25 protein-coding genes are annotated in these 21,029 nt (G+C 72.3%); 9 read left to right on the top strand and 16 right to left on the bottom strand.

Features of this window, described 5'->3' with window-relative positions; translation table 11 throughout:
- Positions 1–110: 110 nt before the first annotated feature.
- On the top strand, positions 111–788 hold the full coding sequence (gene phoU, locus E6R62_RS14010; RefSeq protein WP_136213730.1) for a phosphate signaling complex protein PhoU: 678 nt from the start codon (positions 111–113) through the stop codon (positions 786–788).
- 97 nt (positions 789–885) lie between these two features.
- Positions 886–1,044, top strand: a complete 159-nt coding sequence (locus tag E6R62_RS39505) for a hypothetical protein (RefSeq protein ID WP_168714046.1) — start codon at positions 886–888, stop codon at positions 1,042–1,044.
- An 83-nt stretch (positions 1,045–1,127) separates the two neighbouring features.
- Here the strand turns inward: E6R62_RS39505 and E6R62_RS14005 are convergent, their stop codons facing one another.
- Positions 1,128–1,505, bottom strand: coding sequence for a carboxymuconolactone decarboxylase family protein (locus E6R62_RS14005; protein WP_136213729.1), 378 nt, complete (start codon positions 1,503–1,505; stop codon positions 1,128–1,130).
- Between the two features lie 219 nt (positions 1,506–1,724).
- Entirely contained in the window at positions 1,725–2,483 is a 759-nt protein-coding gene (locus E6R62_RS14000) for a phosphoglyceromutase (RefSeq protein ID WP_136213728.1), read from the bottom strand.
- Positions 2,484–2,717: 234 nt separating this feature from the next.
- Here E6R62_RS14000 and E6R62_RS13995 point away from each other — a divergent pair, with 234 nt between their 5' ends.
- Positions 2,718–4,028, top strand: a complete 1,311-nt coding sequence (locus E6R62_RS13995; protein WP_136213727.1) for an MFS transporter — start codon at positions 2,718–2,720, stop codon at positions 4,026–4,028.
- A gap of 106 nt (positions 4,029–4,134) precedes the next feature.
- Here the strand turns inward: E6R62_RS13995 and E6R62_RS13990 are convergent, their stop codons facing one another.
- Positions 4,135–4,632: a YbjN domain-containing protein gene (locus tag E6R62_RS13990; protein WP_136213726.1), complete on the bottom strand. Its 498-nt coding sequence runs from the start codon at positions 4,630–4,632 to the stop codon at positions 4,135–4,137.
- Positions 4,625–6,007, bottom strand: a complete 1,383-nt coding sequence (mshA, locus tag E6R62_RS13985; protein ID WP_136213725.1) for a D-inositol-3-phosphate glycosyltransferase — start codon at positions 6,005–6,007, stop codon at positions 4,625–4,627. The genes E6R62_RS13990 and mshA overlap by 8 nt, the downstream gene beginning before the upstream one ends.
- A gap of 207 nt (positions 6,008–6,214) precedes the next feature.
- Here mshA and E6R62_RS13980 point away from each other — a divergent pair, with 207 nt between their 5' ends.
- The 3 genes from E6R62_RS13980 to E6R62_RS13970 all read left to right on the top strand — a co-directional run bounded on the left by E6R62_RS13980 (position 6,215) and on the right by E6R62_RS13970 (position 9,969).
- Positions 6,215–7,027, top strand: coding sequence for a class I SAM-dependent methyltransferase (locus E6R62_RS13980; RefSeq protein WP_136213724.1), 813 nt, complete (start codon positions 6,215–6,217; stop codon positions 7,025–7,027).
- Positions 7,028–7,269: 242 nt separating this feature from the next.
- Entirely contained in the window at positions 7,270–8,379 is a 1,110-nt protein-coding gene (locus tag E6R62_RS13975) for a C40 family peptidase (RefSeq protein ID WP_136213723.1), read from the top strand.
- Positions 8,380–8,667: 288 nt separating this feature from the next.
- Positions 8,668–9,969, top strand: a complete 1,302-nt coding sequence (locus E6R62_RS13970) for a PP2C family protein-serine/threonine phosphatase (protein ID WP_136213722.1) — start codon at positions 8,668–8,670, stop codon at positions 9,967–9,969.
- Positions 9,970–10,086: 117 nt separating this feature from the next.
- Here E6R62_RS13970 and E6R62_RS13965 read toward each other — a convergent pair whose 3' ends face one another.
- The 3 genes from E6R62_RS13965 to E6R62_RS13955 all read right to left on the bottom strand — a co-directional run bounded on the left by E6R62_RS13965 (position 10,087) and on the right by E6R62_RS13955 (position 11,619).
- On the bottom strand, positions 10,087–10,425 hold the full coding sequence (locus tag E6R62_RS13965; protein ID WP_136213721.1) for a DUF2516 family protein: 339 nt from the start codon (positions 10,423–10,425) through the stop codon (positions 10,087–10,089).
- A 155-nt stretch (positions 10,426–10,580) separates the two neighbouring features.
- A complete protein-coding gene (locus tag E6R62_RS13960; protein WP_136213720.1) occupies positions 10,581–11,150 on the bottom strand; it encodes a hypothetical protein in 570 nt (189 codons plus the stop codon).
- A gap of 76 nt (positions 11,151–11,226) precedes the next feature.
- Entirely contained in the window at positions 11,227–11,619 is a 393-nt protein-coding gene (locus tag E6R62_RS13955) for a helix-turn-helix domain-containing protein (RefSeq protein ID WP_136213719.1), read from the bottom strand.
- 99 nt (positions 11,620–11,718) lie between these two features.
- On the opposite strand from E6R62_RS13955, the gene E6R62_RS13950 reads away from it, so the two are divergent.
- Positions 11,719–12,171, top strand: coding sequence for a helix-turn-helix transcriptional regulator (locus tag E6R62_RS13950; RefSeq protein ID WP_136213718.1), 453 nt, complete (start codon positions 11,719–11,721; stop codon positions 12,169–12,171).
- A gap of 10 nt (positions 12,172–12,181) precedes the next feature.
- A complete protein-coding gene (locus E6R62_RS13945; RefSeq protein ID WP_136213717.1) occupies positions 12,182–12,595 on the top strand; it encodes a VOC family protein in 414 nt (137 codons plus the stop codon).
- Between the two features lie 67 nt (positions 12,596–12,662).
- Here the strand turns inward: E6R62_RS13945 and E6R62_RS13940 are convergent, their stop codons facing one another.
- The 3 genes from E6R62_RS13940 to E6R62_RS13930 form a co-directional block, all read right to left on the bottom strand.
- The gene (locus tag E6R62_RS13940; RefSeq protein ID WP_136213716.1) at positions 12,663–13,430 is read right to left on the bottom strand and encodes a putative protein N(5)-glutamine methyltransferase; all 768 of its coding nucleotides are present in this window, start codon (positions 13,428–13,430) and stop codon (positions 12,663–12,665) included.
- A gap of 77 nt (positions 13,431–13,507) precedes the next feature.
- Positions 13,508–14,752 (bottom strand): GNAT family N-acetyltransferase, encoded by a 1,245-nt coding sequence (locus E6R62_RS13935; RefSeq protein WP_136213715.1) that lies wholly within the window; start codon positions 14,750–14,752, stop codon positions 13,508–13,510.
- Positions 14,753–14,878: 126 nt separating this feature from the next.
- On the bottom strand, positions 14,879–15,460 hold the full coding sequence (locus E6R62_RS13930) for an AmfC protein (RefSeq protein ID WP_136213714.1): 582 nt from the start codon (positions 15,458–15,460) through the stop codon (positions 14,879–14,881).
- A 132-nt stretch (positions 15,461–15,592) separates the two neighbouring features.
- Here E6R62_RS13930 and dtd point away from each other — a divergent pair, with 132 nt between their 5' ends.
- Positions 15,593–16,018 (top strand): D-aminoacyl-tRNA deacylase, encoded by a 426-nt coding sequence (dtd, locus tag E6R62_RS13925; RefSeq protein WP_136213713.1) that lies wholly within the window; start codon positions 15,593–15,595, stop codon positions 16,016–16,018.
- A gap of 66 nt (positions 16,019–16,084) precedes the next feature.
- Here the strand turns inward: dtd and E6R62_RS13920 are convergent, their stop codons facing one another.
- The 6 genes from E6R62_RS13920 to E6R62_RS13895 all read right to left on the bottom strand — a co-directional run bounded on the left by E6R62_RS13920 (position 16,085) and on the right by E6R62_RS13895 (position 20,937).
- Positions 16,085–17,053 carry a folate-binding protein YgfZ gene (locus tag E6R62_RS13920; RefSeq protein ID WP_136213712.1) on the bottom strand — a complete coding sequence of 323 codons (969 nt, stop codon included), beginning with the start codon at positions 17,051–17,053 and terminating at the stop codon, positions 16,085–16,087.
- A gap of 21 nt (positions 17,054–17,074) precedes the next feature.
- On the bottom strand, positions 17,075–17,530 hold the full coding sequence (locus E6R62_RS13915) for a Fur family transcriptional regulator (protein ID WP_206308722.1): 456 nt from the start codon (positions 17,528–17,530) through the stop codon (positions 17,075–17,077).
- Between the two features lie 136 nt (positions 17,531–17,666).
- Complete coding sequence (locus tag E6R62_RS13910) at positions 17,667–18,239, bottom strand: FABP family protein (RefSeq protein WP_136213711.1); 573 nt, start codon at positions 18,237–18,239, stop codon at positions 17,667–17,669.
- Positions 18,240–18,509: 270 nt separating this feature from the next.
- Positions 18,510–19,361, bottom strand: coding sequence for a hypothetical protein (locus E6R62_RS13905; protein ID WP_240801663.1), 852 nt, complete (start codon positions 19,359–19,361; stop codon positions 18,510–18,512).
- Positions 19,358–20,188, bottom strand: a complete 831-nt coding sequence (locus E6R62_RS13900; protein ID WP_136213710.1) for a hypothetical protein — start codon at positions 20,186–20,188, stop codon at positions 19,358–19,360. The genes E6R62_RS13905 and E6R62_RS13900 overlap by 4 nt, the downstream gene beginning before the upstream one ends.
- Positions 20,189–20,190: 2 nt before the next feature.
- A complete protein-coding gene (locus E6R62_RS13895) occupies positions 20,191–20,937 on the bottom strand; it encodes a hypothetical protein (RefSeq protein ID WP_136213709.1) in 747 nt (248 codons plus the stop codon).
- Positions 20,938–21,029 lie beyond the last annotated feature (92 nt).

Genomic DNA, 21,029 nt, shown 5'->3' with positions numbered 1-21,029 from the left:
GTGTTGACGTGGGGCCGGAAGCCCACGCGGCCGCCCGAGCGCGTCACAGCGCCGAAAGAGCGAGCGGTAAGCAGTAGCGAGCAGGCAGAGCAGGCAAGAGAGGGACACCAATGCGCGACGCGTACCACGAGGAACTGGACTCGATCGGAGAAAGCCTGGTCGAGATGGCCCGGCTCGTCGGTTCCGCGATCGGGCGGGCCACCACGTCCATGCTCGACGCCGACCTGAAGCTGGCGGAGAGCGTCATCGCCGCCGACCAGAAGGTCGACGACCTCCAGCACGACTTGGAGGCCCGCGCCATCGCGCTGCTCGCCCGGCAGCAGCCCGTCGCCACCGATCTGCGCATCGTCGTGACCTCCCTGCGCATGAGCGCCGACCTGGAGCGCTCCGGCGACCTGGCGCAGCACGTGGCGAAGCTGGCACGACTGCGCTTCCCGGACACGGCGGTGCCGCGGGACCTGCACGCCACCATCCTGGAGATGGGGCAGCTGGCGCAGCGCCTGATGGCGAAGGCGGCCGAGGTCATCATCACCAAGGACGTGGACCTGGCGCTCCAGCTGGAGCAGGACGACGACGAGATGGACCACCTGCACCGCACGCTCTTCCAGCACCTGATGGACGACCGCTGGAAGCACGGCATCGAGACGGCGGTCGACGTGACGCTGTTGGGCCGCTACTACGAGCGCTTCGCGGACCACGCGGTGTCGGTCGCGAAGCGGGTCGTCTACCTGGTGACGGGCGAGCACGCGGACGAGTTGCAGCCGCCGACCCAGGTCGAGGGCGTCTGAGCGCGTCGCGCTTCAATGCGCCGTTGACGCGCCGGGGCGGCTGGGCGTGAATGGGTGCGAAGGCACACCGCCTGCGCACCGCCCGCGAGGAGGATCCATGCCCGATTCCCCCGTCCCCATCACCCCGGAGCACGAGCAGCCGCAGCCCCCGCCGTCCCGGGAGCCGCTGCGCCTCCCGCTGCTGGCGGCCTGCGGCTGCGGCTCGGGCTGCGGCTGCGGCTGCCAGTCCGGAGCCCCGTGCCAGTGCGGCGGCTGACGCCGACCCGGCAGCAGACAGAAGCGGGGCCCCGTCCGCGGCCGCGGCCGGGGCCCCGCGCGTCGGACGGGCTCGTCCGGGGCCTACTTCTTCCGGCTGTGGGCCTCGGTGTCGGCCATGGCCTTGGCACCGCTGTCGGCCATGGCCTTGGCCTCGCTCTCCTGCATGCCGATGGCGAAACCGAGCGCCTCGGCGATGTGCCCGGCGGCCGACATGACGCGTGCCGTGCCCACGACGGGGGCGATCGCGACGAGTACGTCCTGCAACTGCTCGGCGCTCAGGTCGGCCTTGGCAGCCGCGCCGATGTGGGCGAGGTAGGAGATCGGCGGCGCGTCCATGGCCACCAGCGCGGCGATGCGGGTCAAGATGAGCGTGCCCTCGTCCATGCCGCACCGCTCGATCGAATCGAGAGTCATCGCGGCGAGGGTGTCCAGGACGGGTGTGTCTGAGGTCGTGGCCATGTTCGGACCGCCTATCGGTGCGCGAGGAGCCGAAACGCACCACCCGGCGAACACGGGCCCCCGCGTGTCGGCCATTGCCCTTCCACCGTAGAACCGCCCCGATCCGCGCGCTCGTCAGCCGGCACGGGCGACCGGACAGCCCCCCGACGACAACCCCGGGACGCCAAGAAGCCCCCACCCGCCGCGAAGCGGCGGGCAGGGGCTTTTAGTGGCTCGGGGCTACTTCTTGCCCTGGTTCTTGACGGCCTCGATGGCGGCCGCGGCGGCGGTCGGGTCGAGGTAGGTACCGCCGGGGGTGAGGGGCTTGAAGTCGGCGTCCAGCTCGTAGGAGAGCGGGATGCCCGTCGGGATGTTCAGGCCCGCGATGTCGGCGTCCGAGATGCCGTCGAGGTGCTTGACCAGTGCGCGCAGGGAGTTGCCGTGCGCGGCGACCAGGACGGTGCGGCCGGTCAGCAGGTCCGGGACGATGGCGTCGTACCAGTACGGGAGCATGCGGACGACGACGTCCTTGAGGCATTCCGTGCGCGGGCGCAGCTCCGGCGGGATCGTCGCGTAGCGCGGGTCGTCCGACTGCGAGAACTCAGTACCGTCCGCAAGGGGCGGCGGCGGGGTGTCGTACGAGCGGCGCCACAGCATGAACTGCTCCTCGCCGAACTCGGCGAGCGTCTGGGCCTTGTCCTTGCCCTGGAGCGCGCCGTAGTGGCGCTCGTTCAGGCGCCAGGAGCGGTGGACCGGGATCCAGTGGCGGTCGGCGGCCTCCAGCGCCAGCTGCGCGGTGCGGATCGCGCGCTTCTGGAGCGAGGTGTGCACGACATCGGGGAGCAGGCCGGCGTCCTTGAGCAGCTCACCGCCGCGGACCGCCTCCTTCTCGCCCTTCTCGTTGAGATTGACGTCCACCCAGCCGGTGAACAGGTTCTTCGCGTTCCACTCGCTCTCGCCGTGGCGGAGGAGGATCAGCTTGTACGGTGCGTCGGCCATGCGTACGAGCCTAATGGACGGCCCGGGGCGCTCGCGCGCGGTGTCCACGGCGGTCGACGGGCCCTTTCCCGCGCCCTCCCGTACCCCCTCCCGCGCCCCTTCCGCCCGTGCCGCGACCGCCGTCGATTGACGTACGGCGTCAATTGGGTGGCGTGTCCGCGACAGGCGCTCGTAGGGTGCCGAGAGCCGAAGAGGCACTTACTAGCTGATGCTTGATCGCCTGGGGGAATCCGTATGTCAGTGGGCCGTTGGACACGCGGGGCGCGGGAGAGCGTGGGAGGGCTGCCGCCCGCCTTCTGGTGGCTGTGGACGAGCACGCTGGTCAATCGGCTCGGGGCCTTCGTCGCGACCTTCATGACCCTGTACCTGACCATCGACCAGGGCTACTCGGCCTCCTTCGCCGGCCTCGTACTGGCCCTGCACGGGCTGGGCGGCGTGCTCTCCTCCCTGGTCGCGGGGGTGATGACCGACCGGCTGGGGCGGCGGCCCACGCTGCTCGCCGCGCAGCTCTCCACAGCCTGCTCCGTGGCGCTGCTGGGGTTCATGGAACACCCGGGCGCGATCGCGGCGGTCGCGCTGCTGGTCGGCATGACCTCGAACGCCTCGCGTCCGGCGGTCACGGCGATGATGGCGGACATCGTCCGCCCCGAGGACCGGGTACGGGCCTTCGCGCTGAACTACTGGGCGATCAACCTCGGTTTCGGCGTCAGCGCCATGGCGGCGGGCTTGGTGGCGGAGTACAGCTACCTGGCCGGCTTCCTCGGCGAGGCGACGCTGACGCTGCTGTGCGCGGTGCTCGTCTTCGTGAAGCTCCCCGAGTCCCGCCCGGTGAGGGACACGACCTCGGGCGCGGACCACGGGCCGGCGATCGGGTTGGGGACGGTGCTGCGCGACGGACGGTTCATGGGGGTCGTCGGGCTGTCCTTCCTCATCTCGCTCATCTTCACCCAGGGGTCGGTCGGGCTGCCGGTGGCGATGGGCTCGGCCGGGTACTCGGCCGGGGACTACGGGTTGGTCATCGCGGCCAACGGGCTGCTGATCGTGCTGCTCCAGATCCCGGTCACACGGTTCATCGAGCACCGTGACCCGCAGCGGCTACTGGTGGTCTCGGCGCTGCTGGCCGGCTACGGCTTCGCCATGACGGCCTTCGCGGGGTCGCTGTGGGCGTACGCGCTGACGGTGTGCGTGTGGACGCTGGCGGAGATCGTGAACTCGCCGACGCAGATGGGCCTCGTGGCGCGGCTGTCCCCGGTGCACGGGCGGGGGCGCTACCAGGGGATGTACACGCTGTCCTGGGCGGTGGCCTCGCTGGTGGCTCCGCTGATGGCCGGCTACGTGATCGACCACCTGGGGGCCGGATGGCTGTGGGGGGCGACCGGGGCACTGGGGACAGTGGCCGGGTTGGGGTACTGGCTGCTGATGCGCAGGCTCCCCGAGGGTGAATCGGCCCCCGTCCCGCCGTCCGGGCCCACGGTCGAGGGCCCGGCCGCCGTGGTCGCCGCTCCCATCGCCCCGGCCCAGGTCCCGGACCCGTCCGTCGCCTGACAGCCGACGGGCGGCGGATGGCGGACGGCGGACGGCGGACGGCCCACGTCGGGCCGGTCCGCTCAGGCCGGGCGGGCTGAGCCGGGCGGGCTCAGGCGGGGCGCGCTCAGGCGGGGCGCGTCAGATGACGGAAGGCGTCCAGGTTGCGGGTGGACTCGCCGCGCGAGACGCGCCACTCGTACTCCCGCCGGATCGCGCTCGCGAACCCGAGCTCCAGCAGCGTGTTGAACGCGCCGTCCGCCGCCTCCAGGACCGTGCCGAGAAGGCGGTCCAGGTCGGCGGGGGTGACCACGCTCAGCGGCAGCCGCGCCGTCAGGTAGACGTCGCCGAGGCCGTCGACCGCGTACGCCATCCCGTACAGCTTGAGGTTGCGCTCCAGCAGCCAGCGGTGGACGCCCGCCTCGTTCTCGTCGGGGTGGCGGATGACGAAGGCGTTCACCGACAGGGAGTGCTTGCCCAACTTCAGCGAGCAGGTGGTGCTCAGCTTGCGGGTACCGGGGAGCTGGACGACGTACGAGCCCGGTGACGGGCTCTCCCAGTCCAGGCCGGCCTCGGAGAGGGTTCCCTCGACGATCGCGGCGGTGTCAGCGTCTGCGTCAGCCATGGTGGGAGCGTACGCGACGGCGATGATCATGCATCGCCGCGGTGTACACGTCCGCCGTACCGCTCGCCGCCGTGTCCCAGCCGAAGAACTGCGCGTGCCGCGCGGCCTCTGCGCCCATCCGGTCCGTCAGCCCCGGTTCGTCCAGGAAGCGGCGCAGCTCGCGCGCGTAGTCCACGGGGTCGTGTCCGGGTACGAGGATTCCCGTCACGCCGTCGTTGACGGCGACCGGCAGGCCGCCGACCTCGGCGGCGAGCACCGGGGTGCCCGCGGCCTGCGCCTCGATGGCGACGAGCCCGAAGGATTCGTTGTAGGAGGGCATGACGAGCACGCTCGCCGCCCGGAACCAGTCGGCGAGCCGGTCCTGCGCCACCGGCGGGTGGAAATGGACCACGTCCGCGATGCCGAGCTTCGCGGCGAGCTTCTGCAGCCCCTCGGGCTTGGCGAGGCCACTGCCGCTGGGGCCGCCCACGACGGGGACGAAGAGCCGCGCGCGCAGCGACGGATCGCGGTCGACGAGCTCGGCGACCGCGCGCAACAGGATGTCGGGGGCCTTGAGCGGCTGGATGCGGCCGGCGAAGAGCGGGATGACGGCGTCCTGCGGGAGCCCGAGGCGGGCTCGGGCGGCGGCCCGACCGTCGCCGACGGTGAAGCGTTCCAGGTTCACGCCGGGGTGGACGACGGCGACCTTGCCGGGGTCGGCCTCGTAGTGCCGGACGAGCTCGTCGGCCTCCTCGGCGGTGTTGGCGATGAGCCGGTCGGCCGCCGCGACGATCTGGGTCTCGCCGATCACGCGGGCGGCGGGCTCGGGGGCGTCGCCCTCGGCGAGCGCCGCGTTCTTGACCTTGGCCATGGTGTGCATGGCGTGTACCAGCGGCACCCCCCAGCGCTCGGCGGCGAGCCAGCCGACGTGACCGGAGAGCCAGTAGTGGGAGTGGACGAGGTCGTAGTAGCCGGGGCGGTGCCCGGCCCAGGCCTGCATCACGCCGTGGGTGAAGGCGCACAGCTGGGCCGGCAGCTCCTCCTTGGCGAGGCCCTCGTAGGGGCCCGCGTCCACGTGCCGCACGAGGACGCCGGGGGCCAGCTCGACCCGCGGCGGCAGGCCGCCGGTGGTGGCCCGGGTGAAGATCTCGACCTCGATGTTGATCGCGGCCAGGCGCTTGGCGAGCTCCACGATGTACACGTTCATCCCACCGGCGTCGCCGGTGCCGGGCTGGTGCAACGGTGAGGTGTGCACGCTGAGCATGGCGACGCGGCGGGGCTTGCGGAATTGGCCCACGGCCGGGAGCCGCAGGCGGGGCGGCTCGTGGCGGGTCGAGCGGGCGGCGGCGATGCGGCCGCTGATACTGCCGCCGAGGCGGGACACGTACTGGCTCAAGGGAGCAGTTCCTCTCGCTCGGACGGCGCGCTGTGGGCATGGGGTAGGGCATGGCTCGCAGAGCGCGGTCGCGCCCTGCAAGGAGTGCAACCCGTATGGACGCGTCCCGCATTCCGGGGTGGACGGATTTCCTCCCGGTCTTTACGGGGAGAGCGGGGCGCTCGGCGCGTTTTCCGCTCCCGCGCCCGCTCCGCATACGCTCGGCGCATGGCTTCCCGCAGCACCCCACCGCCCCCCAGACGCCCTGTGGGCACGGTCACGCGCGGGACCACGAACCCGAACCGTCTGCGCCGGATGGACCGCTGGATCGCGGCCACGCACGGGGCGGCCCTGCGGCGCGCCGAGGCGCCGGTGGCGGTGGACCTCGGCTACGGGGCCGCGCCCTGGACGGCGGTCGAGCTGCTGGACCGGCTGCGGGAGGCGGCGCCGCGCGTGCGGGTGGTCGGCATCGAGATCGAGCCGGCGCGGGTGGCGGGGGCGAAGCCGTACGAGCGCGACGGGCTCAGCTTCCGGCACGGCGGCTTCGAGGTCCCGCTGGACGGCGGGGCGGCGCCGATGCTTATCCGCGCGGCGAACGTGCTGCGCCAGTACGACGAGGAGCAGGTCGAGGCGGTGTGGCGGCGGCTGTGCGCTCGGCTGGCCCCGGGCGGGCTGCTCGTCGAGGGGACGTGCGACGAGATCGGGCGGCGCCACGTATGGGTCGCACTCGGCCCGGAGGGGGCGCGCACGGTGACTTTCGCGACCCGGCTCGGCTCCCTTGAGCGCCCCTCGGACCTGGCGGAGCGGCTGCCGAAGGCGCTCATCCACCGCAACGTGCCGGGTGAGCCGGTGCACGCGTTCCTGCGCGACTTCGACCGCGCGTGGGCGGCGGCGGCCCCGTACGCCTCCTACGGCGCACGGCAGCGCTGGATACGGACGGCGCGGGCGCTGGCCGGCGATTGGCCGCTCGCGGACGGGCCGGTGCGCTGGCGGCAGGGGGAACTGACCGTGCGCTGGGAGGCGTTGCGCCCGGTGGAGTGAAGATCGCCCATCGGGGAACCGGTGTTGGGGACCGTCCGTTGAGCCGTGAGGGGTGGGGGTCGCGCGACTCGGTGCGTCCCGGGCGATGTCGGGCGGTTCCGGGGTTATCCACAGAGGGTGTCGGAATCCACCGACTCGTGGCACCATCCCGATGTCGGCAACAAGTTACTGATGAATAGTCAGATGTGATATCGGGTGATGTCCGTGATGTCTCATCCGACTTGGGGCGCCTGGGGGGAACCATGGGGACCGTGAAGCGAGTGCGACGGCGAGGTGTCTCCGCTCTCACTCTGCTGTGCGCGATGGCGGTACTGGCGAGCGCCCCGGCCCTCGGCCTCACCGGGACCGCGTACGCGGCGCCGGGCGCGCCCACCTCTCCCGCGGCTCCGGGCGCTCCCACGGCGCCGGAACCCGGGACCAAGTCCCTGGAGCAGGTCCGCAAGGAGATCGACGAGCTGTACCGCCAGGCCGGGACGGCCACGGACGCGTACAACCAGGCGGAGAGCGAGACGAAGGCACAGTCCGAACGGGTCGTGGAGCTCGCCAAGCAGGTCGCGGCCGGCCGGGAGCGGATCACCTCGCTGAAGGAACGCGCGGGCGCCGCCGCCCGCGCCCAGTACCGCTCCAGCGGACTGCCGCCGGGCGCGCGCTTGGCGCTGAGCGGCAGCCCGAGCCAGTACCTGGACGGCGCGGACCGGCTGCGGCAGGGCGAGAAGGCCACCGCGGACCTGCTCGCCGAGCTGAACCGCACCCAAAACGACCTCCAGCGGTACTCGAAGGACGCGAGCGCGCTGTGGCGGCAGCTGGAGGCGAACCGGGTCAAGAAGGAGACCGCCAAGAAGGAGATCGAGGAGAAGATCAAGGCGGCTCAGGAGCTGGAGAGCAAGCTGGAGGCCGAGGAGAAGGCCCGGCTGCTCCAGTTGGAGCAGGACGCGCAGCGCCAGGCGCAGACGGCCTGGCTGTCGTCCGGCGTCTTGAAGGAGATCAACGGCGCGGCCTCGGAGGCGGGGAAGGCGGCGATCCGGTTCGCCACCGCCCAGGTCGGCAAGCCCTACGAGTGGGGGGCCGTGGGCCCGCGGTCGTACGACTGCTCCGGGTTGACCTCACAGGCGTGGCTGGCCGCCGGTCGGGGCATCCCGAGGACCTCGCAGGAACAGCTGCGGTTGCTGCCCAAGGTGGCGATCAAGGACATGCGTCCCGGCGATCTGATCATCTACTTCGACGACGCCAGTCACGTCGCCCTCTACGTCGGCGACGGCGCGATCATCCACGCACCGCGCCCGGGCCGCAACATCACCCTGGCGGGCGCGGGCTCGATGCCGATCAAGGCGGTCGTCCGCCCGGACGCGTGACCGGGCCTGGCGGGCGGCCCGGGCCTGGCGGATCGATGGGCTCGGGGCGGCTGGGGGCGGGCGGGCCGGGCGGATGGGATCGGGGCGGGGCTCCGGGCTCCGGGCTCCGGGCTCCGGGGAAGATCCGAACGGGCGGCGTGCCGTCTCGGTAGGCGGGACGCGAGGCCGCCCGCGCCGTGACGTTGGTCATCCCGGGTCCGGGCTTTCCCCGCGATAACGGCATATGACGCGGGCTCCGTCCCGCGCCGCCGTTCCCCCCGCCCGCAGCGGCCCGCTAGGGTCAGGCGCATGAGCGCACCCTCGGGGGGAGCGAAGGAACCGGAGACGATGCCCGCACCCGTACCGCGGCAGCGGGACACCCTTGTCACACAGGTCGGCCAGGCAGTCCTGCCCGCCGCCCCGGCCCCGACGGCCCCCGCGCCCTCCCTGACCCTCCTGGTCATCGAGGACGACCCCGCCGGCGACCTCACCGTCCCGGAGATACTCCACGCCGACGGCCACCGCATCCGGCTCCGCACCGCCCGCAACCTCACCGAGGCGGCCCGGCTCCTCACCCCCGACGTGCAGTGCGTGCTGCTCGACCTCTCCCTGCCCCACCCCGGCGGCGACAAGGACGACCCGCTCGCCACCCTCCGCGAGGTCCTGCGTCTGGCCCCGCGCCACGCCGTGCTCGTCCTCACCGCCGAGGCCGACGCCGAGCGCGCCGCCGAGGCCGTCCGCGTCGGGGCCCAGGACTTCCTCTTCCGCGACGAGCTCGACGGCCGTCTCCTCAGCCGCGCGATCCGCTACGCCGTGGAGCGAAAGCGGGCCGACGTCGCCCAGTACAAGCTTGCAGAATCGAAACTGCGCGCCCAGGAGAACGCCCGCCTCGAACGCGGGCTGCTGCCCAACCCGCTCCTCGACGGCTCCGACCTCCGCTTCGCCGCCCGCTACCGCCCGGGCCGCAGCCGCGCCCTGCTCGGCGGCGACTTCTACGACACCGTCCGCACCCCCGACGGCACCGTCCACGCCATGATCGGCGACGTCTGCGGCCACGGCCCCGACGAGGCCGCCCTCGGCGTGGAGCTGCGCATCGCCTGGCGCGCGCTCACCCTCGCCGGCCTGTGCGGTGACGACCTGCTGGCCACGCTCCAACAGGTGCTGGAGGTGGAGCGGCCCTGTGACGAGATCTTCGCGACGCTGTGCACGGTGGACATCTCCCCCGACGGCCGCCACGCCGGGCTGTGCCTGGCCGGCCACCCGGCCCCGCTGATCGTCCGGGCGGGTGGCACGGCGCGGCTCCTGCCGTACGAGAGCAGCGGTCCGGCGCTCGGACTGCTGCCGAAGGCCCGCTGGCCCCGCCGGCAGGTCGAGCTGGGTGGCGCGTGGAGCCTGATGCTCTACACCGACGGCCTGATCGAAGGCCGCGTCGGCGAGGGCAGGGAACGGCTCGGCCAGGACGGCATGGTCGAGATGATCAATCGCCACCTCGACGCCGGACTGAGCGGTGAGGCCCTGCTGGAGGCCTCCGTCACCGAGGCCCGCCGGCTCAACGGCGGCGAACTCACCGACGACGTCGCGGTGGTGCTGCTCTCCCGCGCCGAAGGCTGACCCGACGCCGCCCCGGTCCGCCGGTCAGCCGCCGCCCCGGTCAGCCGCCGCCCCGGTCCGCCGCCGCCCCGGTCCGCCGCCGCCCGACCGACGGCCTCGCCCGCAGGCAGCAGCCGGTCACCGTCCGCCGTTGTACGGCCCGTACGGACCGTCACTGCTGCTGCCGCCACTGCGCCGGCCACCGCCCGAGACCTGCTTGAGGGCCGGCCGGACGTCGACCAGGAAGACGATGCTGGCCACCAGGCCGGCGATCTCCAGGAACAGCATCCCCAGGAAGAAGTCCACGAGGACCGTGACACCGAGGATGACCAGCCAGAACGTCTTCGTCTGCTTGTCCGCGGCGCGATAGGCGTCCTCGCGCGCGATCAGCGCGAGCACGAAGGCCACGACGGCGAGCGCCAGCATGGCGAAGCCGAGCAGGGGGAGCACCCCGTTGTCGAAACCGTTCATCAACATCGCCCGACCGCCTCTTCCGCATCCGCCGCTTGATACCGCCGATACCGCCTGCCTCCACGCTACTGGCAGAACCGCCCTCACCAAGGACAACGGACCGGGCACCTTCCGGGTGCCCGGTCCGTCATCACTTCACTCGGCCCCACTCGGCCTCGTGATCAGCTCTCCTCGCCGGGCGTGACGGCGGCCTTCTTGGCCGGGGCCTTGCGGGCGGCCGGCTTCTTCGCGGCGGCCTGCTCCTCGTCCGAGGAGGCCGAGGCGGGCTGCGCCTCGGGCCCGGACTGGGCCGGGACGTCCGGCTCCACGGCGGCGGCGATGTCGACGATCTCATCGGAGACCTCGCCGCGCCAGGCCCGTACGGCCTGCTCACCGTGCTCGGCGACCTTGTCGTAGGTCTCCTTCGCGCGCACGGCGTACTCGGCGGCCACGCCCACCCCGCGCAGGGCCAGATCCTGCGCGGTCTCGCCCAGCTTCTTCGGGTCGATCGCACCGAGGACCTCGGCGACCTTGGCCGTCACGACCTCCTGCGCCTCCCTGGCCTTCTCCTGCACGATCTTCGCGTCGGTGTTCCTGACGGCCTCGATGCGGGCGGGGGCCTCGGCGCGCAGCTGCTCGATCAGCCCGGGCACCTTCCTCGCCTGCTGCACGGCGAGGTCGGCCGTGCCCGCGGCGAAGTAGAGGGGGGTCGGGTCGGTGAGGGTCTTCTTCAGGTCATCGGCGATGGCCATGTGCTGGTCCTCCCGGATCACAGTCGGTTGGTGCGTGGGTCTTCTTCGTGCGTATTCGTGCGTAGGTCTTCGCGCGTCAGTCCGCTTGGGGCTGCTCGTCGTCGGCCCGGACCGGATCGGCCTCCGCGGCATTCTCCTTGCGGAACGACTCGTAGATCTGGAGCAGTACCTGCTTCTGCCGCTCGTTTATCGACGGGTCGGCGAGGATGACGGCCCGCGTCTCCACCTCGTCGCGGTCCCGTTCGTCCAGGATCCCGGCCTGCACGTACAGCGTCTCGGCGGAGATCCGCAGCGCCTTGGCCAGTTGCTGCAGGATGTCCGCGCTCGGCTTGCGCAGCCCGCGCTCGATCTGGCTCAGGTACGGATTCGACACCCCCGCGGCGTCGGCCAGCTGCCGCAGCGAAAGCTGGGCCTGCCGCCGTTGCTCGCGGAGGTACTCGCCGAGATTTCCGACGTTGAGCGATGCCATGCGCCCATGCTGCCGCACCTTGCTAACTTTTGCAAGCAGCCGCTTGCAAAAGCTCCCACGGCCCCGGTTCGACGGATTCCCCGGTGATACCGTCGATTCATGGACCCGCAAGAACTCGCCAACCTCACGCACCTGCGTCGGGCGCGGGACCTGATCGACCGGGAGTACGCCCGCCCGCTCGACGTGCCCACGATGGCGCGCCACGCGCTCATGTCACCGGCACACTTCTCGCGACGGTTCCGGGCCGTATACGGCGAGACCCCCTACAGCTACCTGATGACCCGCCGCATCGAGCGGGCGATGGCCCTGCTCCGCGGCGGCATGAGCGTCACCGACGCGTGCATGACGGTCGGCTGTACCTCGCTCGGCTCGTTCAGCTCGCGGTTCACCGAGATCCTGGGGGAGACCCCCAGCGCCTACCGGGCCCGGGAGCACCACGCGGTGACGGCCATGCCCGCCTGCGTGGCGAAGGTGTACACCCGGCCGACCCGGGAACCGTCGAGGGAACCGTCGAGCAGGATCGAAGAAGCGGGCCCCGCTGCCGCCGCCTAGCGTGGACGGCATGAACATCTCCCTCCAGTACTGCCACATCACCGTCAACGACGTGGACGAGGCGCTCGGCTTCTACCGCGACGCACTCGGCCTCGAAGTCCGCAACGACGTCGCCTCCGGCGACCACCGCTGGGTCACCCTCGGCAGCTCCGCACAGCCGGGCCTCGAAATCGTCATCTCCGACCCGCACGCGGGCCGCTCCCAGGCCGACGGCGACGCGCTCCAGGAGCTGCTGACCAAGGGCGTCCTGCCGATGGTCGTCTTCCGCAGCGACGACCTCGACGCGACGTTCGAGAAGGTACGCGCGTCGGGCGCCGAGGTGCTCCAGGAACCGATCGAACAGCCGTGGGGACCGCGCGACTGCGCGTTCCGCGACCCCTCCGGCAACCTCGTACGCATCAACCAGGCGCCGGCGGGGGCCTAGCCGGGCCCTGTGTCAGGCCGTGCGGGCCGGGCCGCAACGGATGGGCCCGAGCCGGACCGGTGGCAAGTCAGGCCGCCGGGGCGGTGCCGATCACCACGGTGGCGTGGAACTCGTCCGACGTGACGGCGCGCGCCGCGAGGCCGCCCGACGTCAGGGCCGACGCCGTCAGCGGGGCCTGCCGGGCGCTCGTCTCGATCAGCAGTCGGCCGCCCGGGGACAACCACTGGGCGGCCTCCGCCGCGACCCGACGGTGGACGGCCACGCCGTCCGGGCCGCCGTCCAACGTGGCGAGCGGCTCGTGGTCCCGCGCCTCCGCGGGCAGCAAGGCGATCTCCTCCGTCGGGACATAGGGGGCGTTGACCACGAGCACGTCCACCCGCCCCCGCAGCGCAGCGGGCAGCGCCGCGTACAGGTCGCCCTGGTGGACCCGGCCCCCGTACGGCGCCACGTTGCGCCGGGCGTACCCCAGCGCCCGCGCGTCGATGTCCGCCGCGTGCAGCTCGATTCCCGGGACCCGCGAGGCGACCGCCGCCCCGAGCGCGCCCACCCCGCAGCACAGGTCCACGACCACGGCGCCCCGACCGGCCTGCGCCACCGCCTGCCGCGCCAGGAACTCGCTGCGCCGGCGCGGTACGAAGACCCCCTCGCCCACCTCCATGCGCAGTCCGTGGAACCGCGCCCAGCCGACGACCGTTTCCAGCGGTTCGCCGGCCACTCGGCGTGCCCGCAGCTCCGCCAGGTGGTCCTCGTCCCGGGCGGCCTCGGTCAGCAGTTCCGCCTCCTCCTCCGCGAACACGCAGCCGGCCGCGCGCAGGAGTTCCACCAGTGTCGCCACGTATCCCCAGTCCTCGGTTCAGTCGTCGCCGGCGATGCTACGGGCGTCCCGGGCCGGCCGTGCGCGTGCGGGGTCGATCAGAACATGTCCGGGCACCAGGGCCGGCGGGCCGTGCGGAACACCGCGTCCGCCAGCGCCAGCGCGCCCGGCCGCTCCTCCTCGACCAGGCCGAGCGCCGCAAGTCGCACCGCCGACTCGTCGCCGAGGTACAGCGACCCGAGCGTGGCGACGTCCAGCCGCAGGTCGGCCGGCTCCCCCGTACGGGCGCACTCCCCCGTTCCCGCGTCCAGCCGGTAACGCCCCTCGGACAGGCCCGCCGGGTCCGTCACGTCCAGGACGAGGACACCCGGAACGGCGTACGTCCGCGCCCCCAACGCCCGTACGACGTCCAGCACCCGCACCCACAGGAAGTCCGCGGCGGTGACGAGGCGGGCGGCGCGCGGGTCGGGCAGGAGGCGCGGCAGCAGGTCGTCGGGGGCGCGGTAGCCGGTGCGCACCTTCTGGACCCAGTCGACGGAGCACAGGAAGTGCCACAGCACGCGCTCGGCGGCCGGGCTCAGCGCGATCAGGTCCTGTACCCGCAGGGTGTTCTTCGGGGTCTTCGCGTCCGTCCACCGGTCGTCGGCGCGGTACGCGACCAGCCCGGCCGCCTCGCCGTCCGCAGCGCGGTACACCGCGAAGAACTTCTCCCGGTACGGGGCGGACGACATCTCGTCCGCGCCGGTGAGCAGGTCCCACCAACGCGCGTTCCGGTCGACCGCACCGTGCGTCCGCTCGCGCAGCCGCTCGTGCAGCGCGGGCCCCACGCGGCGCACCTCGGCGCCGTCCACGAGGTCGATCCGGCCGCCGTCGGCGGGCACGGACCGGTGCGGGTCGAGTCCGCTGCGCGGTACGTCGATCTCCCACTCACAGGTGCTCGCCGCGGGCCCGAACCCGTAGCGCCCGTAGATGGGGAACTCGGCCGCGATGAGGGTCGCCACGACGTCGCCGCGGTCCCGGGCGGCCGCCAGCTCGGCGGCCATCATCCGCGTCAGCAGGCCCTGGCGGCGGTGCGTCGGCAGCACGGTGACGTTCGTGACCGCGGTGGCGGGCACGGCCGCCCCACCGGGGACCGTCAACCGCTGGGTGAAGGAGCGGAAGGTCGACACGCAGCGGCCGGTGTCGCTATCGAAGCCACCCTGGGTACGGGCGAGGTCGCCGTGCTCGGCGCGCCGGGCGACATCGGCGTCGGTCACCCGGGAAGCCATCAGGAACCCGGTGTGCATGGTCTGCATCCACTCACGGAGTTCGGGCTCGGCTATCGGCCGGATGTCAGCGCTCATAGCCGCTCACGCTAGCCGTGGGCCCGGCCGACGTCGCCCGAATTTCCGGGCGGTCCGCCGCTCGTGCGCGCGGTGAACGCCGCGCCGGCCGCCGGGCGCGGCGCCCCCGCCCCGCCCCGCTCCGCGCTAGGCCAGCAGGTCGTCCACCTGCGCCTCGCCCTCCCGGTAGCGCCGGGTGATCTCCGCGCTGGAGTCGTCCGCCATCCGCTGCAACTGCTGTCTGCGCCGCGAGACCTGCTGCTCGTAGCGGATCAACCGGGCCATCGCCTCGTGCAGTTCGGCGTCCGTACGCGCGCCGAGGTCCGACAGTTCCACGTCCGACAGCATCTCGGCCGCCAGCAGCCGCGACTCCTCGCTCTGCGGGGTGCCGAGCGTGACGTGCCGGGCGGAGGCGCTGCGGCTGGACGGGGCGTCCGCGAGGATCTCCGAGAGCCGGTCCACCACCGGCGTCTCGGGATCCGTACGCCGGGCCAGTTCGGCTCGCAGGATGTCGATGCGGCCGTGCAGCAGTCTGCGCACGTAGCTCAGGTCCGCCTCGTCGCGCTGCGCGTCGCGGCGCAGGGCGCGCAGTTCCGGCAGCCCGAGCGCGGTGGCCGGGATGGTCGGTCCCGGGTCGCCGCCGCCCCGCTGGGCGGGCGGCCGGCCCGCCGACGACGTGGATGACGCGGGTGGCGCGGGTACAGGTACGGAGGTACCAGAGGTGTTCATGCGTTCGTGTCCGTCCCCTCGACCGGTGCTGGGGGCACCGCCTCCCTGCATCGTGCCACTGACCGCGGTGCCGACGCAGTCCCACGCCACCCGATCGGCCCCGGACGGGTGCACGCCTGGTACACAGGTGGTATGCGAGCAGTGGTGCAGAGGGTGGACGGCGCGAGCGTCGTGGTGGCCGGCGAGACCGTCGGGGAGATCGTCGGCGAGGGGCTGTGCGTCCTGGTGGGGGTGACCCACGACGACACGCCGGAGAAGGCGGCGCTGCTGGCCCGCAAGCTGTGGTCGGTGCGCATCCTGGAGGCCGAGAAGTCCTGCAGCGACGTGAACGCGCCGCTGCTGGTGATCTCCCAGTTCACGCTCTACGGGGACGCCCGCAAGGGCCGGCGCCCCACCTGGAACGCGGCCGCGCCCGGCCCGGTGGCCGAGCCGCTGGTCGACGAGGTGGTGGCGCAGTTGCGCGCGCTGGGCGCGACGGTGGAGACGGGCCGGTTCGGGGCGGACATGCGCGTCTCGCTCACGAACCACGGCCCGTTCACCATCGTCATCGACATCTGACGCGTCCACACCCGACGCGTCGATGCCCGAGGCGTCGGATGGCCGGACCCGCCATGTCCGACGTCCCTACGGGGCGACGACGACCTCCTGCGCGGCGGCCGTAGTACCGACCAGCAGCGGGGCGTCCACCGGGACGTTCCGCTTGACCAGGGCCAGCGCGATCGGCCCCAGCTCGTGGTGGCGGACGGCGGTGGTCACGAAGCCGAGCTGGCGGCCCTCCTCCCCGTCCGCGGCGAGCCGTACCGGCGTACCGTGCGCCGGGAGCAGCACCTCGGAGCCGTCCAGGTGCAGGAACACGAGGCGACGCGGCGGCTTGCCGAGGTTGTGGACACGGGCCACCGTCTCCTGGCCCCGGTAGCAGCCCTTCTGGAGGTGCACGGCGGTGCCGATCCAACCCAGCTCGTGCGGGATGGTCCGGTGGTCCGTCTCCTGGCCGAGCCGCGGCCGGTGGGCCTCCACACGGAGCGCCTCGTACGCGAGCAGCCCGGCGGCCGGCGCGTGCGCGGCGGCGAAGGCCTCCAGTTCGCCCCGGGGCAGGAACACGTCACGGCCGTGCGGGGTCTCGCGTACGGCGAGCTCCTTGGGGACCTCGGCGATGGAGCCCGCCGGCAGGTACACGACCGCGAAGTCGTCCGTCCGGTCGGCGACCTCGACGCGGTAGAAGAACTTCATCGACTCCAGATAGGCGATCAGCGCCTCCTGGGTGCCGGGCTCCACGTGCGCCCACACCGTCTCGCCGTCGTCCACGAGGTAGAGCGCGTGCTCGATGTGCCCGTTGGCGGAGAGGATCAGCGCCTCGGTGGCCTGCCCCGGCGGCAGGTCGGTGACGTGCTGCGTGAGCAGCAGGTGCAGCCAGCTCAGCCGGTCCGACCCGGTGACGGTGACGACCCCCCGGTGGGAGAGGTCCACGAAGCCGCGGCCGTCCGCGAGGGCGCGCTGTTCGCCGTACAGCTCTCCGTAGTGGGCGGCGACGCCCTCGTCGCGGCCTTCGGCCGGTACGGCGCCGGGGAGATGGAGCAAGGGGCTGCTGGTCATGGCTCCAAGCGTACGGCCCCGTCAGACGGAGCCGGAGCGCTTCTCGGCGGCGCAGTCGGCGCACAGTCCGAAGATCGCGAAGTGCTTCATGTCGGTCTCGAAACCGAAGGTGGTGCGGAGCTTCGCGGTGAACTCGGCGGCGACGTCCACATCCGCCTCGATCACCTTGGTGCAGTCCCGGCAGACCAGGTGGATGTGGTGGTGGCGGTCCGCCAGGTGGTAGGTCGGGGCGCCGTGCCCGAGGTGCGCGTGGGAGACCAGACCCAGCTCTTCGAGCAGCTCCAGCGTGCGGTAGACGGTGGAGATGTTGACCCCGCAGGCGGTCTTGCGCACCTGGGCGAGGATCTCGTCCGGGCTGGCGTGCTCCAGGGCGTCGACCGCCTCCAGCACGAGCTGGCGCTGCGGTGTCAGCCGGTAACCGCGCCGGCGCAGGTCGGTCTTCCAGTCGGTGCCTTCGGTGCTCTCGGTGCTCACCACCCGGCCAGTGTAAGCGCGCGAAGGGGACCTGCGGTCGGCCCGCGGTCCCCTTCGTGCACGCGATGTCGCCCCGGCTCGGCGCCGGCTCGGTTCCGATCAGGCCCGGATCAGATCCGGCTCCCGCTCCGGCTCCGGCTCAGCGGAAGAACGCGATGCCGTCGTCCGGCATGTCCGGGAGGTTGCGCGCCATCTCGGCGACCTCCTCGGGCGTGACGACCTTCTTGAGCTGGGCCGACATGTACGGACGCAGCTCGACCTCCGGGGTCGCCTTCTCGCCGACCCACATCAGGTCGCTCTTGACGTACCCGTAGAGCCGCTTGCCGCCGCTGTACGGGCCGGAGGCGGCGGTGCGGGCGACGGCGTCCGTGACCAGGTCGATCTGGGGCTTCTGGTCGGCGAGCTCGCCGTACCAGACCTCGACGACGCCCTGGTCGCGGACCATGACGATCTCCACCTTGCGGTCACCGTCGATGCGCCAGTAGCCGCTCTCGGTCTCCAGCGGCCGCACCTTGTTGCCCTCGGCGTCGAGCACCCAGGTACGCGAGCGGTACTCCAGGAAGTCCCGGCCGTCGTGGCCGAAGACGACTTCCTGGCCGAAGTTGCACTTCTCCTCACCGGGGAAGTCGAAGACGCCCGCGCCCTCCCAGGTGCCGAGGAGGAAGGCGAGGGGGACGAGGCCCGGGTTCAGGTCGGACGGGATCTGGATCATGGGTGGCTGCTCAGACGATCTGTGTGAGGGGTTCCGGGGGCCGGGGCGGGCGGTGGCCGATCAGCGAGGGATCAGCGCTGGCCCTGGTACAGCTTCTTCACGGCGAGGCCGGTGAAGGCGAGCACGCCGACGCAGACCAGGATCAGCAGGGAGGTGAAGACTGCCTCAAGCACAGGGTGCTCCTCGGAGTTTTGTGGGCGGTACGGGGCCGGTCCCCAAGCCTACTGGCCCGGGGACCGGCGCACTGTGTGAGGTAGGCCGTACCCGCCCTCAGCCGAGCAGCCGGCTCTGCAGGACCACCGTCTGGTGGAAGGGGACCATGGCCGCGCCGCCCTTTCGGGACTGGATGATCACGGCTTGTACGTCGCCCGCTTGGAGGCACCCGAACCGGGTCTGCTCCTCCCCGAAGGGCTTGGGCTCCTCGTACACCTCGAAGTCGCTGCCGTTGCTGGCCGTATTGGTGTTGCCTTCGCCGCCGAGCTTGTCCCACTGCGCGTCCAGCGCGAGCGTCGCGGCGCCGGACAGCCGGACGTCCGGCCGGCAGCCCTGGAAGGCGTCCGTGAAGCTCGACGAGTGGAAGCGCAGCAGGTAGATACGGGTCCGGGTGCCGTCGGGCGTGATCCAGGCCCGACCGGCGATCCTACGGAGCCCGTCCCAGTCGAGGGACTCCTTCAGCTTCGTCCGGTCCTCGGCCCGGTACTCCTCCAAGAACGCGTCGGACGACACGATCCCGTCCTTGTCCGCCTTGAACCCGGCGTCGGACCGGGCGCCCGTGGGCGGCGTCAGCAGCAGGGTGCCCAGGTCCGCGTAGTGAACGGCGCCCTCGTTGTCCGCGCCCCCGGGGAGGGGAGCGCCCGCCGGCAGTGCGGGCAGGGCCTGCGCCGGGTACGCCCAGCGGCCGTCGGACCGCGTCGACAGCCCCGGGAGGTCGGTCCGCTGTTGGCGCACGATCCCGTAGGCGGTGCCCGCTCCGGCGACCGCGAAGACGAGTACGGCGGCGGTCCAGCGCAGCCCGGCGAACAACTTGCGACGGTCCTTCGGCGCCGCGTCACCACGTGCCGGCTCCTGGGGCCCCTCCGGTTCGTCCGGTGACATGACCCCGGTGGTCGTCTGCTCGGTCACGCGGACTCCCCGGGGGCCTTGAGACGGATCAGTTGCTTCTCGAACAGGTCGACAGCCTTGTTCACATTGATCGCGGAGCCGTACGTCCGGAAATTCACCAAGACGTCCCCTTCGGCCGCCACGCATTCCAGCGAGTCGAGCTTGCCCTTGTGCGTACTCGCGTCCGACCGGCCGTCGACGACGTCCGACAGGGCGCACTCGGCCTGGGGGAAGCCGTCCACAGCGGGGGCCCGCCGGGTGCCTCCGGCCTTCTCCAATACGTCGAACACCTTCTTGTTCACCTCCGCGAGGGAGGAGACGGCTTGGGGGTCGGCCTGCATCAGCTCGATCTCACTCACCGCCCCGCTCCGCCAGGCGCTGTAGCTGCGCCCGGCCACGCCCTTGAGCTTGAGACCGGCCAGCGCCTTGTCGCGTCCGGCTCGCGCCTCTTCGGAGAGGCCGGAGCGGGAGCTCTTGAACGTCTGGAGGGCGCTTTCGCCCGATACGTAGAAGTCGTTGCCCTCACCGTCCGTGTCGGGCCCGGGCTGGCCGCCCGGGTCCAGCGGCAGCAGCTTGGCTGCCAGCGCGTTGACCGGAACCGTGGGGACGGGCTTCGGCTCGCTCGCGGAATGCGCTCCGGCCGGATGCCAGTACCGCGTCGGGGAGCTGCGGTCGGCCGTGTCGAGCAGGGCCGACGCGGCGAAGCCGGCACCCGCGAGGACGGCCAGTCCCAGGGCGGCGGAGATCAAGGTTGTCCTCTTGCGCCGCGTACGCGGCCGCGCGGCAGGGGAAGACGGTTCCTCGTGCGGCTCGGCCGCGGTCACGACCTCGTCCGTGTGCTCGCTCACGCTCACAGGCGCTCCAACTGCTTCTTGGCCAGATCGTCGATCTCGCCCTCGGAGAGGTCGCCGCGCTCGTTCACGATCCCGACGTCCATGACGATGTCACCGCGGCGGACCAGCACCCGGCCCGTGCGGATGGGAAGGTAGCCGGGTTTCTGCTTCGTCTTGCCCAGCCAGGCGCGGCCGAAGTCGGTGGGGACTCCCGCCAGGGCGTAACCGTCGTTGCCCGCGAAATCGTCCTGCCGCATGTACGTCGACTGGCCTTTCCTCCAACCGTCCGCCCCGTCACGGTCACGGAACTGCAGGAGCCGCACGTCGACGTAGGTGTCCTCGCCTTCCTTCCAGCTCGCGGTGGCGATCCGGCGCACTTTGTCGTCGACCAGCGAGGTGAAGCCCCGCTCGGGGCTCTCGTAGTAGTGCGCCGCGAACTCGTCCGGCGACTCGTACCCCGACTCCGCGTCCTTCGCCCCGGCCGGGGCGTCCAGGAGCTTCTTCGCCAGATCCTCGTCCGCCTTGTCCCACCGGTTGGCGTTGATCGTCCGGTCGGTGGTCGCGTCGTTCGCGGCGAGCGGGGCCGGGGTCGCCAGGTCCTGCCGGGCCAGCGGCGGGAGCGGGGTGGGCGGGCGTCCGTACTGGACGGCGTAGCCGGTCACCGTGCCGGTCACGACGCCGAGCACGAGGGCACCCGCGACGAGCGGCGCGACGCGCCGCCCTCCCCGTCTCCGGGGCGCGGGCGGGGTCTGTTCTTCTTCCAAGGGTGGTCCCCCCACAGGACTGTGGCGGCGGTCCGTGTACCGACGCACAGAGGGGAGACAGCCTGCGGCGCGGCCCGGTTGTATGCGCCCTT

It is taken from the genome of Streptomyces sp. A1136 (assembly GCF_004795055.1).
GTDB lineage: Bacteria > Actinomycetota > Actinomycetes > Streptomycetales > Streptomycetaceae > Streptomyces.
This window is presented reverse-complemented; position numbering and strand designations above follow the sequence as displayed.

Coding starts and splice junctions, on each gene's coding strand:
- phoU (WP_136213730.1), top strand. CDS start 111: ATGCGCGACGCGTACCACGAGGAACTGGACTCGATCGGAGAAAGCCTG.
- E6R62_RS39505 (WP_168714046.1), top strand. CDS start 886: ATGCCCGATTCCCCCGTCCCCATCACCCCGGAGCACGAGCAGCCGCAG.
- E6R62_RS14005 (WP_136213729.1), bottom strand. CDS start 1,505: ATGGCCACGACCTCAGACACACCCGTCCTGGACACCCTCGCCGCGATG.
- E6R62_RS14000 (WP_136213728.1), bottom strand. CDS start 2,483: ATGGCCGACGCACCGTACAAGCTGATCCTCCTCCGCCACGGCGAGAGC.
- E6R62_RS13995 (WP_136213727.1), top strand. CDS start 2,718: ATGTCAGTGGGCCGTTGGACACGCGGGGCGCGGGAGAGCGTGGGAGGG.
- E6R62_RS13990 (WP_136213726.1), bottom strand. CDS start 4,632: ATGGCTGACGCAGACGCTGACACCGCCGCGATCGTCGAGGGAACCCTC.
- E6R62_RS13980 (WP_136213724.1), top strand. CDS start 6,215: ATGGCTTCCCGCAGCACCCCACCGCCCCCCAGACGCCCTGTGGGCACG.
- E6R62_RS13975 (WP_136213723.1), top strand. CDS start 7,270: ATGGGGACCGTGAAGCGAGTGCGACGGCGAGGTGTCTCCGCTCTCACT.
- E6R62_RS13970 (WP_136213722.1), top strand. CDS start 8,668: ATGAGCGCACCCTCGGGGGGAGCGAAGGAACCGGAGACGATGCCCGCA.
- E6R62_RS13965 (WP_136213721.1), bottom strand. CDS start 10,425: ATGTTGATGAACGGTTTCGACAACGGGGTGCTCCCCCTGCTCGGCTTC.
- E6R62_RS13960 (WP_136213720.1), bottom strand. CDS start 11,150: ATGGCCATCGCCGATGACCTGAAGAAGACCCTCACCGACCCGACCCCC.
- E6R62_RS13955 (WP_136213719.1), bottom strand. CDS start 11,619: ATGGCATCGCTCAACGTCGGAAATCTCGGCGAGTACCTCCGCGAGCAA.
- E6R62_RS13950 (WP_136213718.1), top strand. CDS start 11,719: ATGGACCCGCAAGAACTCGCCAACCTCACGCACCTGCGTCGGGCGCGG.
- E6R62_RS13945 (WP_136213717.1), top strand. CDS start 12,182: ATGAACATCTCCCTCCAGTACTGCCACATCACCGTCAACGACGTGGAC.
- E6R62_RS13935 (WP_136213715.1), bottom strand. CDS start 14,752: ATGAGCGCTGACATCCGGCCGATAGCCGAGCCCGAACTCCGTGAGTGG.
- E6R62_RS13930 (WP_136213714.1), bottom strand. CDS start 15,460: ATGAACACCTCTGGTACCTCCGTACCTGTACCCGCGCCACCCGCGTCA.
- dtd (WP_136213713.1), top strand. CDS start 15,593: ATGCGAGCAGTGGTGCAGAGGGTGGACGGCGCGAGCGTCGTGGTGGCC.
- E6R62_RS13920 (WP_136213712.1), bottom strand. CDS start 17,053: ATGACCAGCAGCCCCTTGCTCCATCTCCCCGGCGCCGTACCGGCCGAA.
- E6R62_RS13910 (WP_136213711.1), bottom strand. CDS start 18,239: ATGATCCAGATCCCGTCCGACCTGAACCCGGGCCTCGTCCCCCTCGCC.